The sequence below is a fragment of the Sulfurimonas sp. HSL3-1 genome, assembly GCF_039645995.1.
Classification (GTDB): Bacteria; Campylobacterota; Campylobacteria; order Campylobacterales; family Sulfurimonadaceae; genus Thiomicrolovo; species Thiomicrolovo diazotrophicus.
Window position 1 is genome coordinate 1,909,448 of record NZ_CP147920.1, and the last position, 14,740, is coordinate 1,924,187.

Here is a 14,740-nt window from a genome sequence, read left to right on the forward strand (position 1 = left end):
ATATTACTTCCCAAGATTGTTATCCAGATAGACGATATTTACGAACGGCTGCAGCATGGCCGAGAGGAGCTGGAAGGGCGGTGCGATCTCTTTAAAGGCCATGTTGTAGCCTTTCATTGCTCTTGGCTGCACGTAGACGATATCGTTGGGCTTGAGAAAAAGGCTTGTCAGACGGATCGCCGACATCTCCGTCAGATCGACAACGCGCACTTCAGGTGAACGCAGATCCCCGCGAATGATCTTAATGTTGGTCCGGTCTGCATAATCAGTCAGGTCATGGGAGCGGGCCAGGGCCTCGACAAGATTCATCATCCCGTTCGTCACCGACACGACACCAGGATCTTTGACCTCACCCAGTACGAAGATGCGCTGGTTCATGATCTCGACAGTCACATAGGGGTTGCGCAGGTACTTCTGATACTGCGTAATCAGAAAACTGGCCGCCTGATCCTCCGTCATCCCCGTGATCTTCTGCCGGCCGATCAGTGGGAGACGGATCGTCCCCTCCTGGGTTACCAGCAGCCCCAGCGTCTCGTCCCTGCCGGCATACATGGCGGAGCTGGCTCCTCCCCGGCTGCTGACCATCGAGGTCATCTGCCGCGAATCTGCCGAAGACTGGTTGTAGACCATCACCGACACCCGGTCATTGGGCGCGATGATATTCTCGAATACCATTTCGGCGTGGTACTCCTTCTCTGAAATCGCCGTCGTTTCATCGGAAACGTTTTCGTCCTGAAAAAGGCGGTACTCCTTCATCGAGCATCCGCTGAACATCAACAGCGAAAAAAATATCAAAATCGTTAACAGTCGCAGGGACATAGGATCTCCAGATCGTTCTTTAAAATGCGAAGGATTATAGTCTATAGATGGTAACAAGAAGCTAAACAGAGGAAAACTGTTGTTAACAATTGATGAAGAAAACGCCGCGAGGGCGTCTGTTTTAGTGGCAGCCGCAGCCTGTGCCGCAGCTTTCGCCGCTGCTCTGCTCGCTCTGCTGCGGGGCCGCTGCCGTAGAGCAGGCGGAGACACCCGGAGGGGTATTGGGCTGGATCGCGTTGTTGTCGACGCCGCCCTCTTCATTGATCTTTTCGATCTGTGCCCAGATATCCTCGGCCGCTTTCATATAGCGCTTCGCCGTTTCGGATTCCGGTTTCGCATAGGTGACCGGTTTGCCTTCGTCGCCGCCGATGCGGACCGCAGGCTCGATCGGGATCTCTGCGAGGATGTGCGTGCCGAACTCCTGCGCGAGGGGCGCCGTCGTTCCCTTGCCGAAGATGTCGTACTCAACGCCGGTGTCCGGCGCGATGAAACCGCTCATGTTCTCGACGATACCGCCGATGGGGATATGCAGTTTCTTGAACATGTCGAGTGAACGGCGGGAGTCGTCCAGGGAGACCGTCTGCGGTGTCGTGACCGTCACGCCGAGGGTGACGGGAACGCTCTGCGCCAGGGTCAGCTGCGCATCACCCGTTCCCGGAGGCATGTCGATGACGAGACAGTCCAGTTCGGACCAGAGGATATCGCGCAGGAACTGCTCGATCGCCTTCATGATCATCGCGCCGCGCCAGATCAGCGACTGTCCCTCTTCCATCAAAGAACCCATAGACATCATTTCGATCCCGTACGCTTTGATCGGCAGGACTTTGTTGCCTTCGATCTCCGGTTTCATATCCTCGACGCCGAGCATACGCGGAACGTTCGGACCATAGATGTCCGCATCGAGCAGACCGACCTTCTTGCCCTGCATCGCCAGCGCGATCGCCAGGTTGACGGAGCTGGTCGATTTGCCGACGCCGCCCTTGCCGGAGCTGACCATAATAAAGTTCTTCACCTGCGGCGCGATGTTTTTGCCCTTGGAGGAGCTTTCGCGCGGCATCTTCGGTGCCGCGATGTTGACGGTGACGTTGGCCGCGCCGGCGCGTTTAAGTTCCGCCGTCGTCTCTTCGGTGATCTGCTGCGCCACTTCCGGCGCGCTGGAGGTGATGTCGACCGTGACGCTCACGTCGCTGCCGCTGACACTGATCTCTTTGACAAATCCGAAGGTTACGATATCTTTCGTAAAGCCCGGGTACGTCACGTTAGACAATGCCGATTTTACAATTTCTTCTGTCATAACTGTTTCCTTTTAAAGTTTAGTGCTGTGCCGCCGCCGCTTCTTTGGCGATGGCTTCGATAGCTTCGGGGTTATCCATAATGTTCTGCGTGATCTTGTACGAACAGAACTTCGGCCCGCACATGGAGCAGAACTCCGCCTCTTTAAAGACGTCCTGCGGCAGGGTCTCGTCGTGGTACTCGCGGGCCCGTTCGGAGTCGAGTGCCAGCTCGAACTGCTTTTCCCAGTCGAAGGTGTAGCGTGCATCGCTCATCTCGTCGTCGATATCGCGCGCCCCTTTGCGGCCGCGGGCGATGTCCGCCGCGTGCGCCGCGATCTTGTAGGCAATGATCCCTTCGCGGACATCTTCCGCGTTCGGCAGTCCCAGGTGCTCTTTGGGCGTCACGTAGCAGAGCATGGACGCCCCGTGCCAGCCGCCAACGGCCGCGCCGATCGCCGAAGAGATATGGTCGTATCCCGCCGCGATGTCGGTGACGAGGGGCCCGAGAATGTAGAAAGGCGCTTCGTGGCAGAGCTCACGCTGCAGCTTCATATTGCGCTCGATCTGGTTGAGCGGCACATGCCCCGGTCCCTCGATCATCACCTGGACGTTTTTCTCCCAGGCGCGCAGTGTCAGTTCGCCCAGGACTTTCAGTTCACCCAGCTGGGCATCGTCGCTGGCGTCCGCCAGACAGCCCGGACGCAGCGAGTCGCCCAGGGAGAGGGAGACGTCGTGGCGCGCACAGATGTCAAGGATCTCGTCGAACGCCGTGTAAAACGGGTTCTCGCGGTGGTAGTGCATCATCCATGCCGCCATCAGCGAACCGCCGCGGCTGACGATCCCCATTTTACGCTTGGCGACCTTCGGCATCGTCTCGAGCAGGAAGCCCGCGTGGATGGTGAAATAGCTCACCCCCTGCTGCGCCTGGCGTTCGAGCACCTCGAGCATCTTCTCGATGGTAAGGTCCTCGATCTTGTTGTTGACGTCGTGCAGGATCTGGTAGATCGGCACGGTCCCGATCGGGATCTTCGAGTTCTCGATAACCGCCTTGCGGATCTCGTCGAGGTCCCCGCCCGTGGAGAGGTCCATTGCCGTATCCGCTTTATAATGTTGGGAAACCTGGACCTTGTGCACCTCTTCTTGGATGTCGGAGGCCAGGGCCGAGGAGCCGATGTTGGCGTTGATCTTACACTTGGCCGCGAGGCCGATGGCCATCGGCTCGAGGTTCGTGTGATTGACGTTGGCCGGGATAATCAGGCGGCCGCGGGCGACTTCGGAGCGTACCAGCTCCGGCGACAGATCCTCGATTTTGGCGACGTACTCCATCTCTTCGGTGATGATGCCCTGCTTGGCATAATACATCTGCGTACGGACTTTATCGTTTTGACGTTTCTCTACCCATGAGGTTCTCATAGCGAACTCCTGTAGCAATTCTTTGGCGTAATATAGTCACCGCCGATAAAAAGCCAAACGGCATATCGAACGAGCGACAATCTTTCAAAATAAATTAAGAGAAATTTACTCCGAATTGCAGCAATCTTATTTGTGGAATCATACATTATCCGCTGCAATTTTCCGCTTGCACCGGCAGCCTGAAAAGAAAAAGTATTACGATTCTACACAAGGCGCACAAAAGCTTTGGCCCTGTATAATTTCGTAACATTTTTCCGTAAAGAGGATAGTTTTTGTCTGATTTAACGCTTATCCTGCTTGCTGCCGGAGATTCGCGCCGTTTCCAGTGCGGCGTGAAAAAACAGTGGCTCCGTATCGGTGATGAACCATTGTGGCAATTTGTTACGAATCGTTTCATCCGCAGCAAACAGTTTGCAGAAGTGATCGTCACCGCGCATCCCGAGGAAGCCGCTTATATGCGCCTGCACGGAAACTACCATGTCGTTAACGGCGGCAGCGACCGGCAAAGCTCCCTCGGCAATGCCCTGGCCGCGGTCAAGACGCCCTACGTCATGGTCACGGACGTCGCCCGCGGCTGCATCGATGCGGCGCTCATTTCCCGGCTGATTGCGGAGCGTGACAAAGCGGACTGCATCGTGCCGGCCCTCGGCGTGCATGATACCGTTACCTTCCACGGCGAGACGATCGACCGCGGCGCGCTGCTGCGTATCCAGACCCCCCAGCTCTCCAAAACAGACGTGCTCAAAACGGCCCTGGCGACCGATGAAACCTATACCGATGAAAGCAGTGCCATCGTTGCCGACGGCGGCAGCCGCCACTTCGTCGAGGGGGACGAAGCCGCCAGAAAGCTGACGACGCTGGCCGACCTGCGGGCAATGGCGTGCTTCGAAGGACCGGCGGCGACCGTCCTCACCGGCAACGGCCTCGATGTCCACGCCTTCGATACCGAAGGGAGCATGGTCCTCGGTGGCATTGCCATCGACCACCCCGTCGGTTTCAAGGCCCACAGCGACGGCGACGTCGCCATCCATGCGCTGATCGACGCCCTGCTCGGCGCCGCGGGCATGGGAGACATCGGGATGCTTTTCCCCGATACGGACGATACCTACGCAGGGATCGATTCTGCCGAGCTGCTCGAAACGGTCGTCATGCGCCTGAAGCGCTACGGCTTTGATATCGTCAATGCCGATATCACGATCGCGGCGCAGACACCGCGCCTCTCGCCTTATAAAGAGGCGATGCGACAGCGGCTCGGCACCCTGCTCGGTCTGCCGCCCGTACGGGTCGGCGTCAAAGCGACGACGACGGAAAAACTCGGCTTCGTCGGCCGGAAAGAGGGGGTCGCCGTGATCGCCACCGCAACGATAAACTATATGGATTGGACACAGTTATGAGAGTATTGATTATTGAGAATGAGATCTATTTGGCACAGAGTATCGCCAGCAAACTGGGTGAACTGGGCTATCAATGCGATATCAGCAGTTCCATACAGGACGCTTTCAAAGGGGTCGCCTATGACGTCGTGCTGCTCTCGACGAATATCAGCGGCCAGGACATCTACCCCGTCATCGAGGCGTTCCGCGACGCCGTCGTCATCCTGATGGTCTCGTATATCAGCAACGACACCGTCACCAAGCCGCTGGCCGCCGGGGCAAAAGACTATATTCTCAAGCCCTTTATGATCGAAGAGCTTATCCGCAAGATCGAGCATTTCCAGGAGTTCAACCGCCTCAAACTGGCCAACGAGACCTATAAGCGCTACCTCGACCAGCACTTCAAAGGCGTCAAGATCACCCAGGATCTCGATAACGTTACCCCGCCGGTCTTCATCGCCTCGAACTTTCAGAAATACGCCGACCGTTTCGCCTTCGATTATGCGAAGACCAACGGTCGGGAGCTGGTCTACATCAGTCTGGAGAACAGCAACGCCTTCAACGATATCTCCAAAGCCCCCGCCGCGTCGCTGCTCTACATCACCGACTTCCAGTCGCTGAAAAAAGCCGACCGCAAGCCCTTCCTTGAACTCATCAACGCGCGCAACGTCATCGTCTCCAGTACCGACTCCGTCGATGTCGAAGGCGTTCAGGTGATTGAGATAAAAAGTGACAGCACCGTCTTCGAACAGGGCGATATCCTCCCGATCGAGGACTATGTTAAATATATCGTGTTAAATTATCAGCATAAATTCCCCGATACGGAACTCTCCAAAAAACTGGGAATCTCGCGTAAAAGCCTCTGGGAGAAGCGTAAAAAGTATGGCATCATCAAGAAAAAATAGCGCCCTCTTTCTCGACCAGGAAGCCCTGTCGGCCCTCAGTATTCTCCAAGCGGGTATGCTGTCGCCGGTGACGGAGCTGATGAACGAAGCGCAGATGAAAGCGGTCCTCTCGACGGGCCGTTTCAATGACACGACCTTTCCCTTCCCTTTCATTCTCGCTCCCGCCGGCAGTACGAATGAAAAAATTCTCGCAAACGCCAAGCCTGATGAGACACTCGACCTGATCGTCGACGGCGAACGCTCCGGGACGCTCGTCGTCGGGGAGGTCTTCGAAATCGACCCCAACGAGCGCGTACGCCATATCTACGGGACGGACAACCCCTCGCATCCGGGCGTCAGCTCTACCCTGAAGCGCCTCGGCAGACGCGCCGTCAGCGGAGCGCTGAGCTTGGAAAAAGATCCTGTCGCGCCGATCCTGCAGAACATCGAAGAGGCCAAACAGCGTATCGGTGCCAAGCATACAACGGCCATCATGATGGCGGCCAACCCCCTGCACCGCGCCCATGAACGCCTTATCCGCCAAACACTGGACACGACCGACCTCGTCGTCATCTTCCTGCTCAAACCCTACAACCAGGCAGACCTCAGCTACGAGATCCGGGAGCAGGCGCTCACCTACTTCGTCGAGAACTACCTCCCCCGGAACCGTGTCGTCATCATCCCGCTGGAGTACAGCTACATCTTCGCCGGCTACAACGAGGTCATCATCGACGCCATCGTCGCGAAGAACTTCGGCTGCGACCGCTTGATGATCGGCCAGAACCACGCCGGGGTCGGCATGTACTACGACCACAACAGCAACCAGTCCGTCAAAGACCGCATGCACGGCATCGACATCGAGGTCGCCATCGCCCGCGAATACGTCTACTGCAACGAGTGCAAGACGCTGGTGAGCACCCAGACCTGCCCCCACGGCAACCATCACCACATCTCCTACCACGCCGACTCCATCCTGGAGCTCGTCAAGACGGGCCTCATGCCGCCGGCGGTACTGATGCGCAAAGAGATCTCCGCCATCCTGCTCTGCCGCCTCTTTCCGGGTCGCATCAAGAACATCGAGAAGCTCTACTACGACATCATGCCGGTCAACGGTCTGCTCGAAGAACACACCGACCGCGACTTCTACATCAAACTGATGGAACTCTACCAGACGACATCACTGACCTAAGTAGGGTATTGAAAGGACACTATTTGAAACTCAACTGGATGTTTCTGACCGTAGGCTACAGCGGTCTCTCCCCCAAGGCCCCCGGTACCGTCGGAACCCTGGTCTCTTTGCCTATCGGGATGGCCATCCTGCTCTTCCTGGGTCCGCAGACCCTCTTTTTGGCCACGATCCTCATCACGCTGATCGCCGTCAAAACGATTGATGCCCACGAGCAGGCCGGCAACCCCCATGACGACCAGCGCATCGTTATCGACGAACTGGCGGGGATGTGGCTCGCACTTGCCATCGCACCGGGGATGATGATCGCGCCGGAAGCCCTGACGCAGTGGGAGAACGGCTTTCTTGTCCAGAGCCTGCTCGGCTTTGCATTCTTCCGTCTTTACGATATCAAGAAACCGTCGATGATCGGCCGTATCGACCGTGAAGCAAAAGGGGGAATCGGGGTGATGGGTGACGACCTGCTCGCCGGCGTGCTCGCGGGGATCTCCGCGGCACTCGTCTGGCAGGTCATTCTCAAAGCAACGGCGGCATTCGCCGCCTAGAAGAACTCCATCAGCAGGTGGGGTGACCACTCCGGGATATAGATCCCCGCATCTTCATAATATGCCATATGGTGTGCAAAGGCGCTTGAGGCCAGCGCACCGACAATACCGAACGCAATCATCAGCTTTTTCATACTGTTTCCTTTGAATGAAATCAGCGCAATGATACGGGGAATGTGTGAGCAGAGTGCGAGCGGCCGAGGGCCGTTCAGGAAGGGTTCGGCGCCAGGGCTTCCGCAATGAGTTCGATAGGGTTTTTGAAGACCGTTTCCGCCTCCGCCTGGTGCAGGGAGTTGTTGATCTGCATCCGGCAGGCCGAACACTCCGCGGAGACGACCTGGGCGCCGCTGGCTTTGATCATCGCCGCTTTGGGCTTGCCCGCCGCTTCGGCGAAGTGGTACTTCTCCGTCTGCATCGTCACCCCGCCGAAACCGCAGCAGGCGTTCGGATCGCTCATCTCTTTGATGGCGTAGCTCTGGCCGATCAGTTTGCGCGGCTCCTGGTAGACCCCCTGCATTTTGCGGGCATGGCAGGGGTCATGGTAGGTGACGGTGAGATCGCGCCGTCCCCTGGAAGCGAGCAACTCGGAGAGGTGCGTCTTCTGCTCCAGCCACTCCGTCGCCATAAAGACTTTATTTTTCAGCTTCTGCGCCCGCGCTTTCCACTCCGGCTGGTCGTGGAAGAAGTGCTCATAGTCGATCTTGATCATCGCCGAACAGGTCGCTTCGGGGATGATGATCGCCTCGACCTCGTCGATGAAGCTTTCGAAGTACTCGATGTTCTTCTTCGCATTATGATCCACCGTCGCGAAATCCCCCGTAAAATAGGCCGGTGCCCCGCAGCAGAGCTGCTTTTTGGGGATGAACGCGTCGATCTCCAGCACTTCCAGGATCTCCATCAGCGATTTTCCGATGCCCGTATAGTTGTAGTTGGCCAGACAGCCGATAAAGATGGCGACTTTGCGCTTGCCGCCGTTGTCCGTCATCTCCGGGTAGGAGTTCAGGAAGGACTTTTTGCCCATGGAGGGCAGCAGGCGCTCTTTCTTGATCAGCGGCAGGGAGAAGCGCGGCTGCATGGAGGAGGTCTGCTCTTTGATCTTGAAGCCGCAGGTCTGGAAAGCGTACCCGGACTTCATGAAGAAGTCCATCAGGCGGCGGTGGCGCAGCAGGAAGAAGAACGCCTTCTTGAACCAGGCGATGCCGAACTTGTCCGCAATGTCGGCGCGTACCTGCTCGATGACCATGTCAGTGGGCAGGGATTTGGGGCAGACGTCGGTACAGTTGGTACAGAGGAAGCAGCTCTCGAAGATATCCTTGGCCGTCTTGTCCAGCTCCAGCTGGCCGCGCTCGTAGGCACCGAGCAGGTCGATGAAACCACGGGGGCTCGTCACCTCGTCCGCGTTGACGTTGTGGATCGTACAGACGGGGATACACTTCCCGCACTTAATGCACTGGTCAGAGGTGGCCGTAAAATTGAAAATCTCTTCCGTATACCGTTTAGTCATGGCGCAATTTTAGCGAATGTTTTTCAATTCGTTTATATTTTTGATCATTAATACGAATCAGACAGTTTTCGAAAAAGTCTTCTTGTTGCCGGCATGTTTTTTCATGTAGGCGTCGAAGGCCATCGCGATGTTGCGGATGAGCAGCGTGCCCGTCGGGGAGCACTCAATCTTCTCCGGCGCGATCTCGAGCAGCTCTTCGTGGACCATCGGCTGCAGCTCGTCGAGGGCATCGGCGAAGTACTCGTCGAACTTCACGCCGAACTTCGTCTCGAAACGGTTGATGTCGAGCTTGAAGTTGCTCATCAGTTCCATGATGACGTGCTGGCGGATCAGGTCATCGGCGCTGTGGGTGACGCCGCGCTCGAACGGCAGGCGCCCCGCGTCGATCGCCGCTTCGTAAGAGGGCATATCTTTGAAGTTCTGCGCATAGTAGTCCACGCCCTCGCCGATGGAGGTGAGCCCGACGCCGACGAGGTCCGCCCCGCCCTTGGTCGTATAACCCTGGAAGTTGCGGTGCAGCTCCCCCTTCTCGATCGCCTTGAAGAGCTCGTCCTCGGGCTTGGCGAAGTGGTCCATTCCGATCATACGGTAGCCGTTATTCTCCATAAAATCGATCGTCTGCTGCATGATGGAGAGCTTTTCGTCCGGCTGGGGAAGGGTCGTCTCGTCGATCTTGCGCATCGTCTTTTTCAGCCACGGCACGTGGGCGTAGTTGAAAACGGCGAAACGGTCGGGGTTCAACGTCACGGCGAGCTTCAGCGTCTCCATGAACGTTTCAAGCGTCTGGTGCGGCAGGCCGTAAATAAGGTCGACGTTGACGCTGACCATATTGTATTTGCGCGCCAGGTCCATCGCGTTTTTCGTGATGTCGTAGGGCTGGACACGGTGCACCGCGACCTGCACCTTCTCGTTGAAATCCTGGATCCCGAAACTGACGCGGTTGAATCCGGCCTCGCTCATCACCTTCATCTGCGCCTCGTCGATGTGGCGCGGGTCGATCTCGCAGCTCACCTCTGCATCGGCGGCGAAATTGGGGAAGTGGCTCTTGATGGCAGTGATGATCTCATCGAGCTGTTCGGCGCTGAAGAAGGTCGGCGTCCCCCCGCCGAAGTGCAGCTGGATCACCTCCCGCGACGTGTCGAGGTGCTGGGAGAGAATATCCATCTCCCGCTTCAGGTAGTCGATGTAACGGATCTTTTTATCCTCTTTGGAGGTAAAGACGACGTTGCAGCCGCAGAAGTAGCAGGCGTTGCGGCAGAAGGGCAGATGGAAATAGAGGGAGAGCGGACGCTTCTTGTCCTGCCCCTTCAGCTTTTCGAGGTAGGTGTCATATGCGAAATCGGTGCTGAACTCCAGGGCTGTCGGGTAACTCGTGTAGCGCGGTCCCGGTCTGGAATATTTGGTGAATTTTGCGAAATCAAGCATGCTCTGTCCCATCAAGGAAAATTAAGATGCTATTATGCCCGCAAGGGGCTTGCGGGGGGATAAAACAGGCCTTAGTAGGCGATCTTGAACTGGAGGCTGAACTCCTGCCCCGGCGTCGTAGAGGCGGTTGTAAGATCACCCTGTTTGTACTCCAGCTTGCTGTCGAGCAGGTTTTTCGCCTTGAACTTGACCGAATAGATCAAGTCGCTGTCTTTGAAGAAGTAGTTGTTCAGTTTCCACTGGGTGACGAAATCGAGCTTCGCAAAAGGCTGCTCGTAGACATCTTTGTTCTTTTCCGTCCCCAGCGAGACGATGCGCTCACCGATCTGGTTGAACAGGAAGAGCGCGCTGTCGCCCGTATCCGCGTTATCGTATCCGAAGGTCAGGTTCACGACATAGGGCGACTGTCCCTGCATTGCACGTTTTTTGGACGTCAGCGTATTGATGTAACTATAGAACGGATCGGTCGCATCGGTTTTGGGAAGCTTGATCTCCGACTGGATTAGCGCCACGTTCGTTGCGAAAAGCAGGTTGCTCAGCGAATCGCTGACAAAACCGAAACGTTTGCGCAGATCGACCTCGACGCCGTAACTCGTCGCCGAGTCGGCGTTGATGTACGTCTCCAGGAAGGTGTTGTCCTGGGAGTCATCGCGCTTGATAACCTTTTCGATCGGGTTGTCGAACATCTTCGCAAAGAGCGCCATCGAGAACATCTCGTCCGCTTCCATATACCACTCGTACTTGAGGTCGTAGTGGTCGATATAGGTTGCGTTGAGACCCGGGTTACCGAAGACGATGTTCTCCGTCACCGGGTCCTTGTAGCGGCTGTTACTGAACTCCCGGAAGTCCGGGCGGCTGATGCTCTTGGCATAGGCAAAGCGCAGCTGCATCGCGTCGTTATCGAACCGGTAGGTCGCGCCGAGGCTCGGGAAGAGGTCGGACGTCTCCAGCGGTGCGTAGCTCGCCGCCGCGTCAAAGAGCTGCTGCGACGAGTCCTCCTGGCGGACCGAGGCGACGATGTCAAAGTCATGCGTGACCGAAAGCAGCTGCTTCAGGTAGAACGCCGTCACGTCCTGGGTCGCCCGGTAGGAGTCCGTCAGGCGGTAGGAGGCGGAGAAATCCAGATCGTTGGCGTACTTCTGGTAGATCGTGTCCATATCTTCGGGCATATCGCTGAAGTTGGAGCTGAGCATCTTGAAGCGGCGGCTGTCGAAGTCGCGCTCTTTCGAGTAGACAAACACCCCCGCCTTCGTATAGTTCTCGTTTCCGTTGAATTCGAACGGCAGCGTGAAGTCGCCGCGGACATTGTCCACCGTATCGTTGAGGATAAAGTAGTAGTACCAGTTTTTGCGGTCCCAGTTGAGCCCCGAGGTCTGGTGCAGATAGTTGTACTCCACCGTCCCCGGCTCATCACGGTACGCTTCCGCCGTCTCGTAGGCCCAGTCGATTTTGAGGTTATCGAAGTACCCGTCCGTGCCGCTGCCGAACCGCAGTTCGTTGCTGCCGCTGATCTGGTGCATCGTCAGCCCCGTCTCGACGTATTCGTAGTAGGTCTTCTCGCGGTCTTCGCTGCTTCCGGTGTAGTCGACGGAGGAGAGCGTCGTCTTGTCGCTGGTCTGCATCGTCGCAAAGAAGGTGTACTTGAACTTCTGGTTCTCCAGGTAGTTTACGCCGAGATTGACCATTCCCGACAGCTCCTCTTTGAAGGTCGTCACATCGGCCGTCGTATGGTTGTCGTGGTAAATCGAACCCGTATTGATATCGTAAAAGAACTTGTTGTACTCGGTCTTGTCGTTATCCGACGTATTCTTGTAATAGACCGTCCCGGAGGCACCGACGGAGAGGTCGTCGCTGAAGGCGTAACTCTTTCCGGCCGCAACTTCCAGCTTGCCGCCAGGCGGCAGTGTCGTCGATTCACGGTTCAGCGAACGGCTGTGCAGCACATCCTGTGTCACGGCCCAGCCGCCGACGTTGTTTCCGCCGCTCAGCGCGCTGGAGGGGAGCGGAACGCTGTTGTCGCCGTTGGTCGTCGCTTTGCTGCCCGTATTGCTGTTCATGATCGCTTCGACGGCGATAGAGGCATACCCCTCGTTGCCTGCCGGGATCTCTTTGCTCTTGATCAGGACCGTTCCCCCGCCGAAGGAGGCCGGCAGATCCCCGGTATAGGACTTCTGGATCGTAATGCTCTCGACGACGGAGGTCGGGAAGATATCAAGCGGGACGACCCGCTTCGTCGGTTCCGGCGACGGCACGTGCAGATCATTGAGCATCACCGTCGAGTAGCGGTCCCCGAGTCCGCGGACATAGACATATTTCCCGCCGACGATCGTGATACCGCTGACGCGTTTCAGGGCCGCGGCGACACTGCTGTCACCGCTTTTGGAAAACTGTTCGGAGCCCAGGACGTTCCCGACGGCGTCGCTGTTGCGCTCCTCGGTGATCGCGGCGGCGACCGAACCTTCGATATGCGGCGCCAGGACGACAAACTCTTCCAGCTCCATCGCCGCGGGACTCAGCTCGACCGTGCGGCTGACCATCTCTTTGGGCAGCACCGTCACCTTGACGTTCTGGGAGGAGTAGCTCGTATGGATGATGGAGAGTGTCCGGTTCCCCTCCGGCAGGTCGATGACGACATGGCCCTGCGCATCGGAGACGGCATTGATTTTGATCCCCGGCACGAAAACGCGGGCGCCCGCTACCGGTTTCTCATCTTCGGAGGAGAGCAGCGTCAGTGCCACGGTCCCGTTGACCTTGACCACGTCCTGCTTCGCATCGCGCTGCGTCACATTCCCTTCCGGCGCTTCGACATCCGCAAAGAGCAGCGTTTTGTCCGATTTCAGCGACAGGATGATCTGGGTCTGTTTGTCCGCGGCGATGAGAAAATTCTTCTTGACGAACGCCTGCGGCGCGCCGTCCTCCGTTGCCAGAAGCTGCAGCTGGTAGTTCCCCTCCGGGAGGATCGTTCCCAGATACCCCTGGGCATCCGTCGTGAACGTCATCGTTTCAGGCTTGGCCGCTTCCGCTTCTGCCGCGGAAAGGTTCATGATCACGACCTCCTGCGTCGGCAGCGGTTTGCCGTCTTTCAGAACATAGAGCGCCAGTTCGCCGCCTGCGGCGAAGAGGCTCATTGTCAGCAGTGAAACCAGAAAAAGTATACGCGTCATTGCTGGCACTCCCATATATTGTTTTTGCATTTTTCCATCTTCTTGCGCAGTTCGACGGCCTTGGCGAAGAGCTCAGGCTGAGAGAGGGTCTCGAGCAGCGCTTCCGTCTGCTCGAACTCTCCCTCCATGTAGTAGGCGTACGCCAATGCGTAGCGCATGCCCTCCTCTTCCATCAGGCCGCTGCGCGCCATCGCCTTGCGGGTGACGATGATACGCTCATAGTCCCCGTACTCCAGGAAGATCGCGATGCGCTGCTTGTACTTCTCTTTCGTGTCGAGCATCTGCGTGTTCTTGAGCAGCGCCATCACGTAGTCGCGGGCGCGGCGGTACATCTCGGCCGACTCGTTGGTGTACTTCCCGTCCTCGATGGAGGCCTCGTTAAAGAGCTCCGCCGCGGCACCGATCATCTCTTTGTCGATGTAGAGGTGCGCCAGCATCACCGTCACTTTGGCGCTGCTCGGGTAGCGCAGGTTCGCCTCTTCACCCAGTTCGATCGCCTTCTCCGTCTGGCCGCTCTGGCGCAGGGCGTTGATGAAGTTGATCAGGATCGTCTCGTTCGCCTTCGCGTTTTTCAGGTAGACCTGCGCATCATCAAGCGCCGCCTGGAAAAGCCCCAGGGAGACGAGGTAGTAGAAACGCTGCTTGTAGGCGTCCCAATAGGATGGGAAACGACTGTTCACATCCCGCAGGACCGCCAGTGCCGCATCCTTGTCGCCTTCGCGCCAGAAACACTCCGCCTTGAGGCCGAAGAGTTTCGGGTTCTGCGCCATAAGGTCGGGGACCTTGTCCAGCGCCGCGATACACCCTTTGTACTCCTTGAGCTTGAAGCTGTTCTGGGCAATGTAGAGGTAGAGCGGCTTGGACGCGTTCGTATCCTCGTTCAGTTCGATCGACTTGTAAAAGTGGACGTTGGCCTCTTTGTAGAAGCTCTTTTTCGTCTCGACCAGCCCCTTGAGCATGTAATAGCGCGGCAGGTCGAGCTCTGTGTCGTTAAGATCGACCATGTTCAGCGCATCGTTTGCACGCTCGACATGACCGTCGCGCAGCATCATTGCACCCAGTTCGACATAGTCGACATCATCGGTTTTCGCCGCCAGCTGGACGGAGAGAGCCCCGACCAATGCCGCTATAATCCAAAAACGTTTCATCGGTT

Annotated in this window: 12 protein-coding genes; 4 read left to right on the plus strand and 8 right to left on the minus strand. The window is 57.2% G+C overall.

Annotation, left to right across the window (positions count from 1 at the left end; genetic code table 11):
* Nucleotides 1-3 precede the first annotated feature (3 nt).
* The 3 genes from WCY31_RS09860 to thiC all read right to left on the minus strand — a co-directional run bounded on the left by WCY31_RS09860 (nucleotide 4) and on the right by thiC (nucleotide 3,506).
* On the minus strand, nucleotides 4-756 hold the full coding sequence (locus tag WCY31_RS09860; RefSeq protein WP_345969664.1) for a polysaccharide biosynthesis/export family protein: 753 nt from the start codon (nucleotides 754-756) through the stop codon (nucleotides 4-6).
* Between the two features lie 184 nt (nucleotides 757-940).
* Nucleotides 941-2,113, minus strand: a complete 1,173-nt coding sequence (locus WCY31_RS09865) for an Mrp/NBP35 family ATP-binding protein (protein WP_345972248.1) — start codon at nucleotides 2,111-2,113, stop codon at nucleotides 941-943.
* Between the two features lie 19 nt (nucleotides 2,114-2,132).
* The gene (gene thiC, locus WCY31_RS09870; protein WP_345972249.1) at nucleotides 2,133-3,506 is read right to left on the minus strand and encodes a phosphomethylpyrimidine synthase ThiC; all 1,374 of its coding nucleotides are present in this window, start codon (nucleotides 3,504-3,506) and stop codon (nucleotides 2,133-2,135) included.
* A 272-nt stretch (nucleotides 3,507-3,778) separates the two neighbouring features.
* Here thiC and WCY31_RS09875 point away from each other — a divergent pair, with 272 nt between their 5' ends.
* Genes WCY31_RS09875 through WCY31_RS09890 form a run of 4 tightly spaced genes read left to right on the plus strand, consistent with a single transcriptional unit; the run spans nucleotide 3,779 to nucleotide 7,494 of the window.
* Nucleotides 3,779-4,900 (plus strand): bifunctional 2-C-methyl-D-erythritol 4-phosphate cytidylyltransferase/2-C-methyl-D-erythritol 2,4-cyclodiphosphate synthase, encoded by a 1,122-nt coding sequence (locus tag WCY31_RS09875; protein ID WP_345972250.1) that lies wholly within the window; start codon nucleotides 3,779-3,781, stop codon nucleotides 4,898-4,900.
* On the plus strand, nucleotides 4,897-5,784 hold the full coding sequence (locus WCY31_RS09880; protein WP_345969668.1) for a response regulator: 888 nt from the start codon (nucleotides 4,897-4,899) through the stop codon (nucleotides 5,782-5,784). The genes WCY31_RS09875 and WCY31_RS09880 overlap by 4 nt, the downstream gene beginning before the upstream one ends.
* On the plus strand, nucleotides 5,762-6,952 hold the full coding sequence (locus tag WCY31_RS09885; protein WP_345972251.1) for a sulfate adenylyltransferase: 1,191 nt from the start codon (nucleotides 5,762-5,764) through the stop codon (nucleotides 6,950-6,952). Before WCY31_RS09880 ends, WCY31_RS09885 begins: the two co-directional genes overlap by 23 nt.
* Before the next feature lie 23 nt (nucleotides 6,953-6,975).
* Nucleotides 6,976-7,494 (plus strand): phosphatidylglycerophosphatase A family protein, encoded by a 519-nt coding sequence (locus tag WCY31_RS09890; RefSeq protein ID WP_428837489.1) that lies wholly within the window; start codon nucleotides 6,976-6,978, stop codon nucleotides 7,492-7,494.
* Here the strand turns inward: WCY31_RS09890 and WCY31_RS09895 are convergent.
* The 5 genes from WCY31_RS09895 to WCY31_RS09915 form a co-directional block, all read right to left on the minus strand.
* Nucleotides 7,491-7,628: a hypothetical protein gene (locus tag WCY31_RS09895; protein ID WP_345972252.1), complete on the minus strand. Its 138-nt coding sequence runs from the start codon at nucleotides 7,626-7,628 to the stop codon at nucleotides 7,491-7,493. The genes WCY31_RS09890 and WCY31_RS09895 overlap by 4 nt on opposite strands.
* A 74-nt stretch (nucleotides 7,629-7,702) precedes the next feature.
* Nucleotides 7,703-8,998, minus strand: a complete 1,296-nt coding sequence (locus WCY31_RS09900; RefSeq protein ID WP_345972253.1) for a (Fe-S)-binding protein — start codon at nucleotides 8,996-8,998, stop codon at nucleotides 7,703-7,705.
* Between the two features lie 57 nt (nucleotides 8,999-9,055).
* A complete protein-coding gene (gene hemN / locus WCY31_RS09905; protein WP_345972254.1) occupies nucleotides 9,056-10,423 on the minus strand; it encodes an oxygen-independent coproporphyrinogen III oxidase in 1,368 nt (455 codons plus the stop codon).
* Nucleotides 10,424-10,494: 71 nt separating this feature from the next.
* Nucleotides 10,495-13,587 carry a carboxypeptidase-like regulatory domain-containing protein gene (locus WCY31_RS09910; RefSeq protein WP_345972255.1) on the minus strand — a complete coding sequence of 1,031 codons (3,093 nt, stop codon included), beginning with the start codon at nucleotides 13,585-13,587 and terminating at the stop codon, nucleotides 10,495-10,497.
* Nucleotides 13,584-14,735: a hypothetical protein gene (locus WCY31_RS09915; RefSeq protein WP_345972256.1), complete on the minus strand. Its 1,152-nt coding sequence runs from the start codon at nucleotides 14,733-14,735 to the stop codon at nucleotides 13,584-13,586. Before WCY31_RS09915 ends, WCY31_RS09910 begins: the two co-directional genes overlap by 4 nt.
* Between the last annotated feature and the right edge of the window lie 5 nt (nucleotides 14,736-14,740).

Excerpts from the sequence above, each read along its gene's own strand:
- WCY31_RS09860 (WP_345969664.1), bottom strand. The coding sequence starts at position 756 with ATGAAGGAGTACCGCCTTTTTCAGGACGAAAACGTTTCCGATGAAACG.
- WCY31_RS09865 (WP_345972248.1), bottom strand. The coding sequence starts at position 2,113 with ATGACAGAAGAAATTGTAAAATCGGCATTGTCTAACGTGACGTACCCG.
- thiC (WP_345972249.1), bottom strand. The coding sequence starts at position 3,506 with ATGAGAACCTCATGGGTAGAGAAACGTCAAAACGATAAAGTCCGTACG.
- WCY31_RS09880 (WP_345969668.1), top strand. The coding sequence starts at position 4,897 with ATGAGAGTATTGATTATTGAGAATGAGATCTATTTGGCACAGAGTATC.
- WCY31_RS09885 (WP_345972251.1), top strand. The coding sequence starts at position 5,762 with ATGGCATCATCAAGAAAAAATAGCGCCCTCTTTCTCGACCAGGAAGCC.
- WCY31_RS09895 (WP_345972252.1), bottom strand. The coding sequence starts at position 7,628 with ATGAAAAAGCTGATGATTGCGTTCGGTATTGTCGGTGCGCTGGCCTCA.
- WCY31_RS09900 (WP_345972253.1), bottom strand. The coding sequence starts at position 8,998 with ATGACTAAACGGTATACGGAAGAGATTTTCAATTTTACGGCCACCTCT.
- hemN (WP_345972254.1), bottom strand. The coding sequence starts at position 10,423 with ATGCTTGATTTCGCAAAATTCACCAAATATTCCAGACCGGGACCGCGC.
- WCY31_RS09910 (WP_345972255.1), bottom strand. The coding sequence starts at position 13,587 with ATGACGCGTATACTTTTTCTGGTTTCACTGCTGACAATGAGCCTCTTC.
- WCY31_RS09915 (WP_345972256.1), bottom strand. The coding sequence starts at position 14,735 with ATGAAACGTTTTTGGATTATAGCGGCATTGGTCGGGGCTCTCTCCGTC.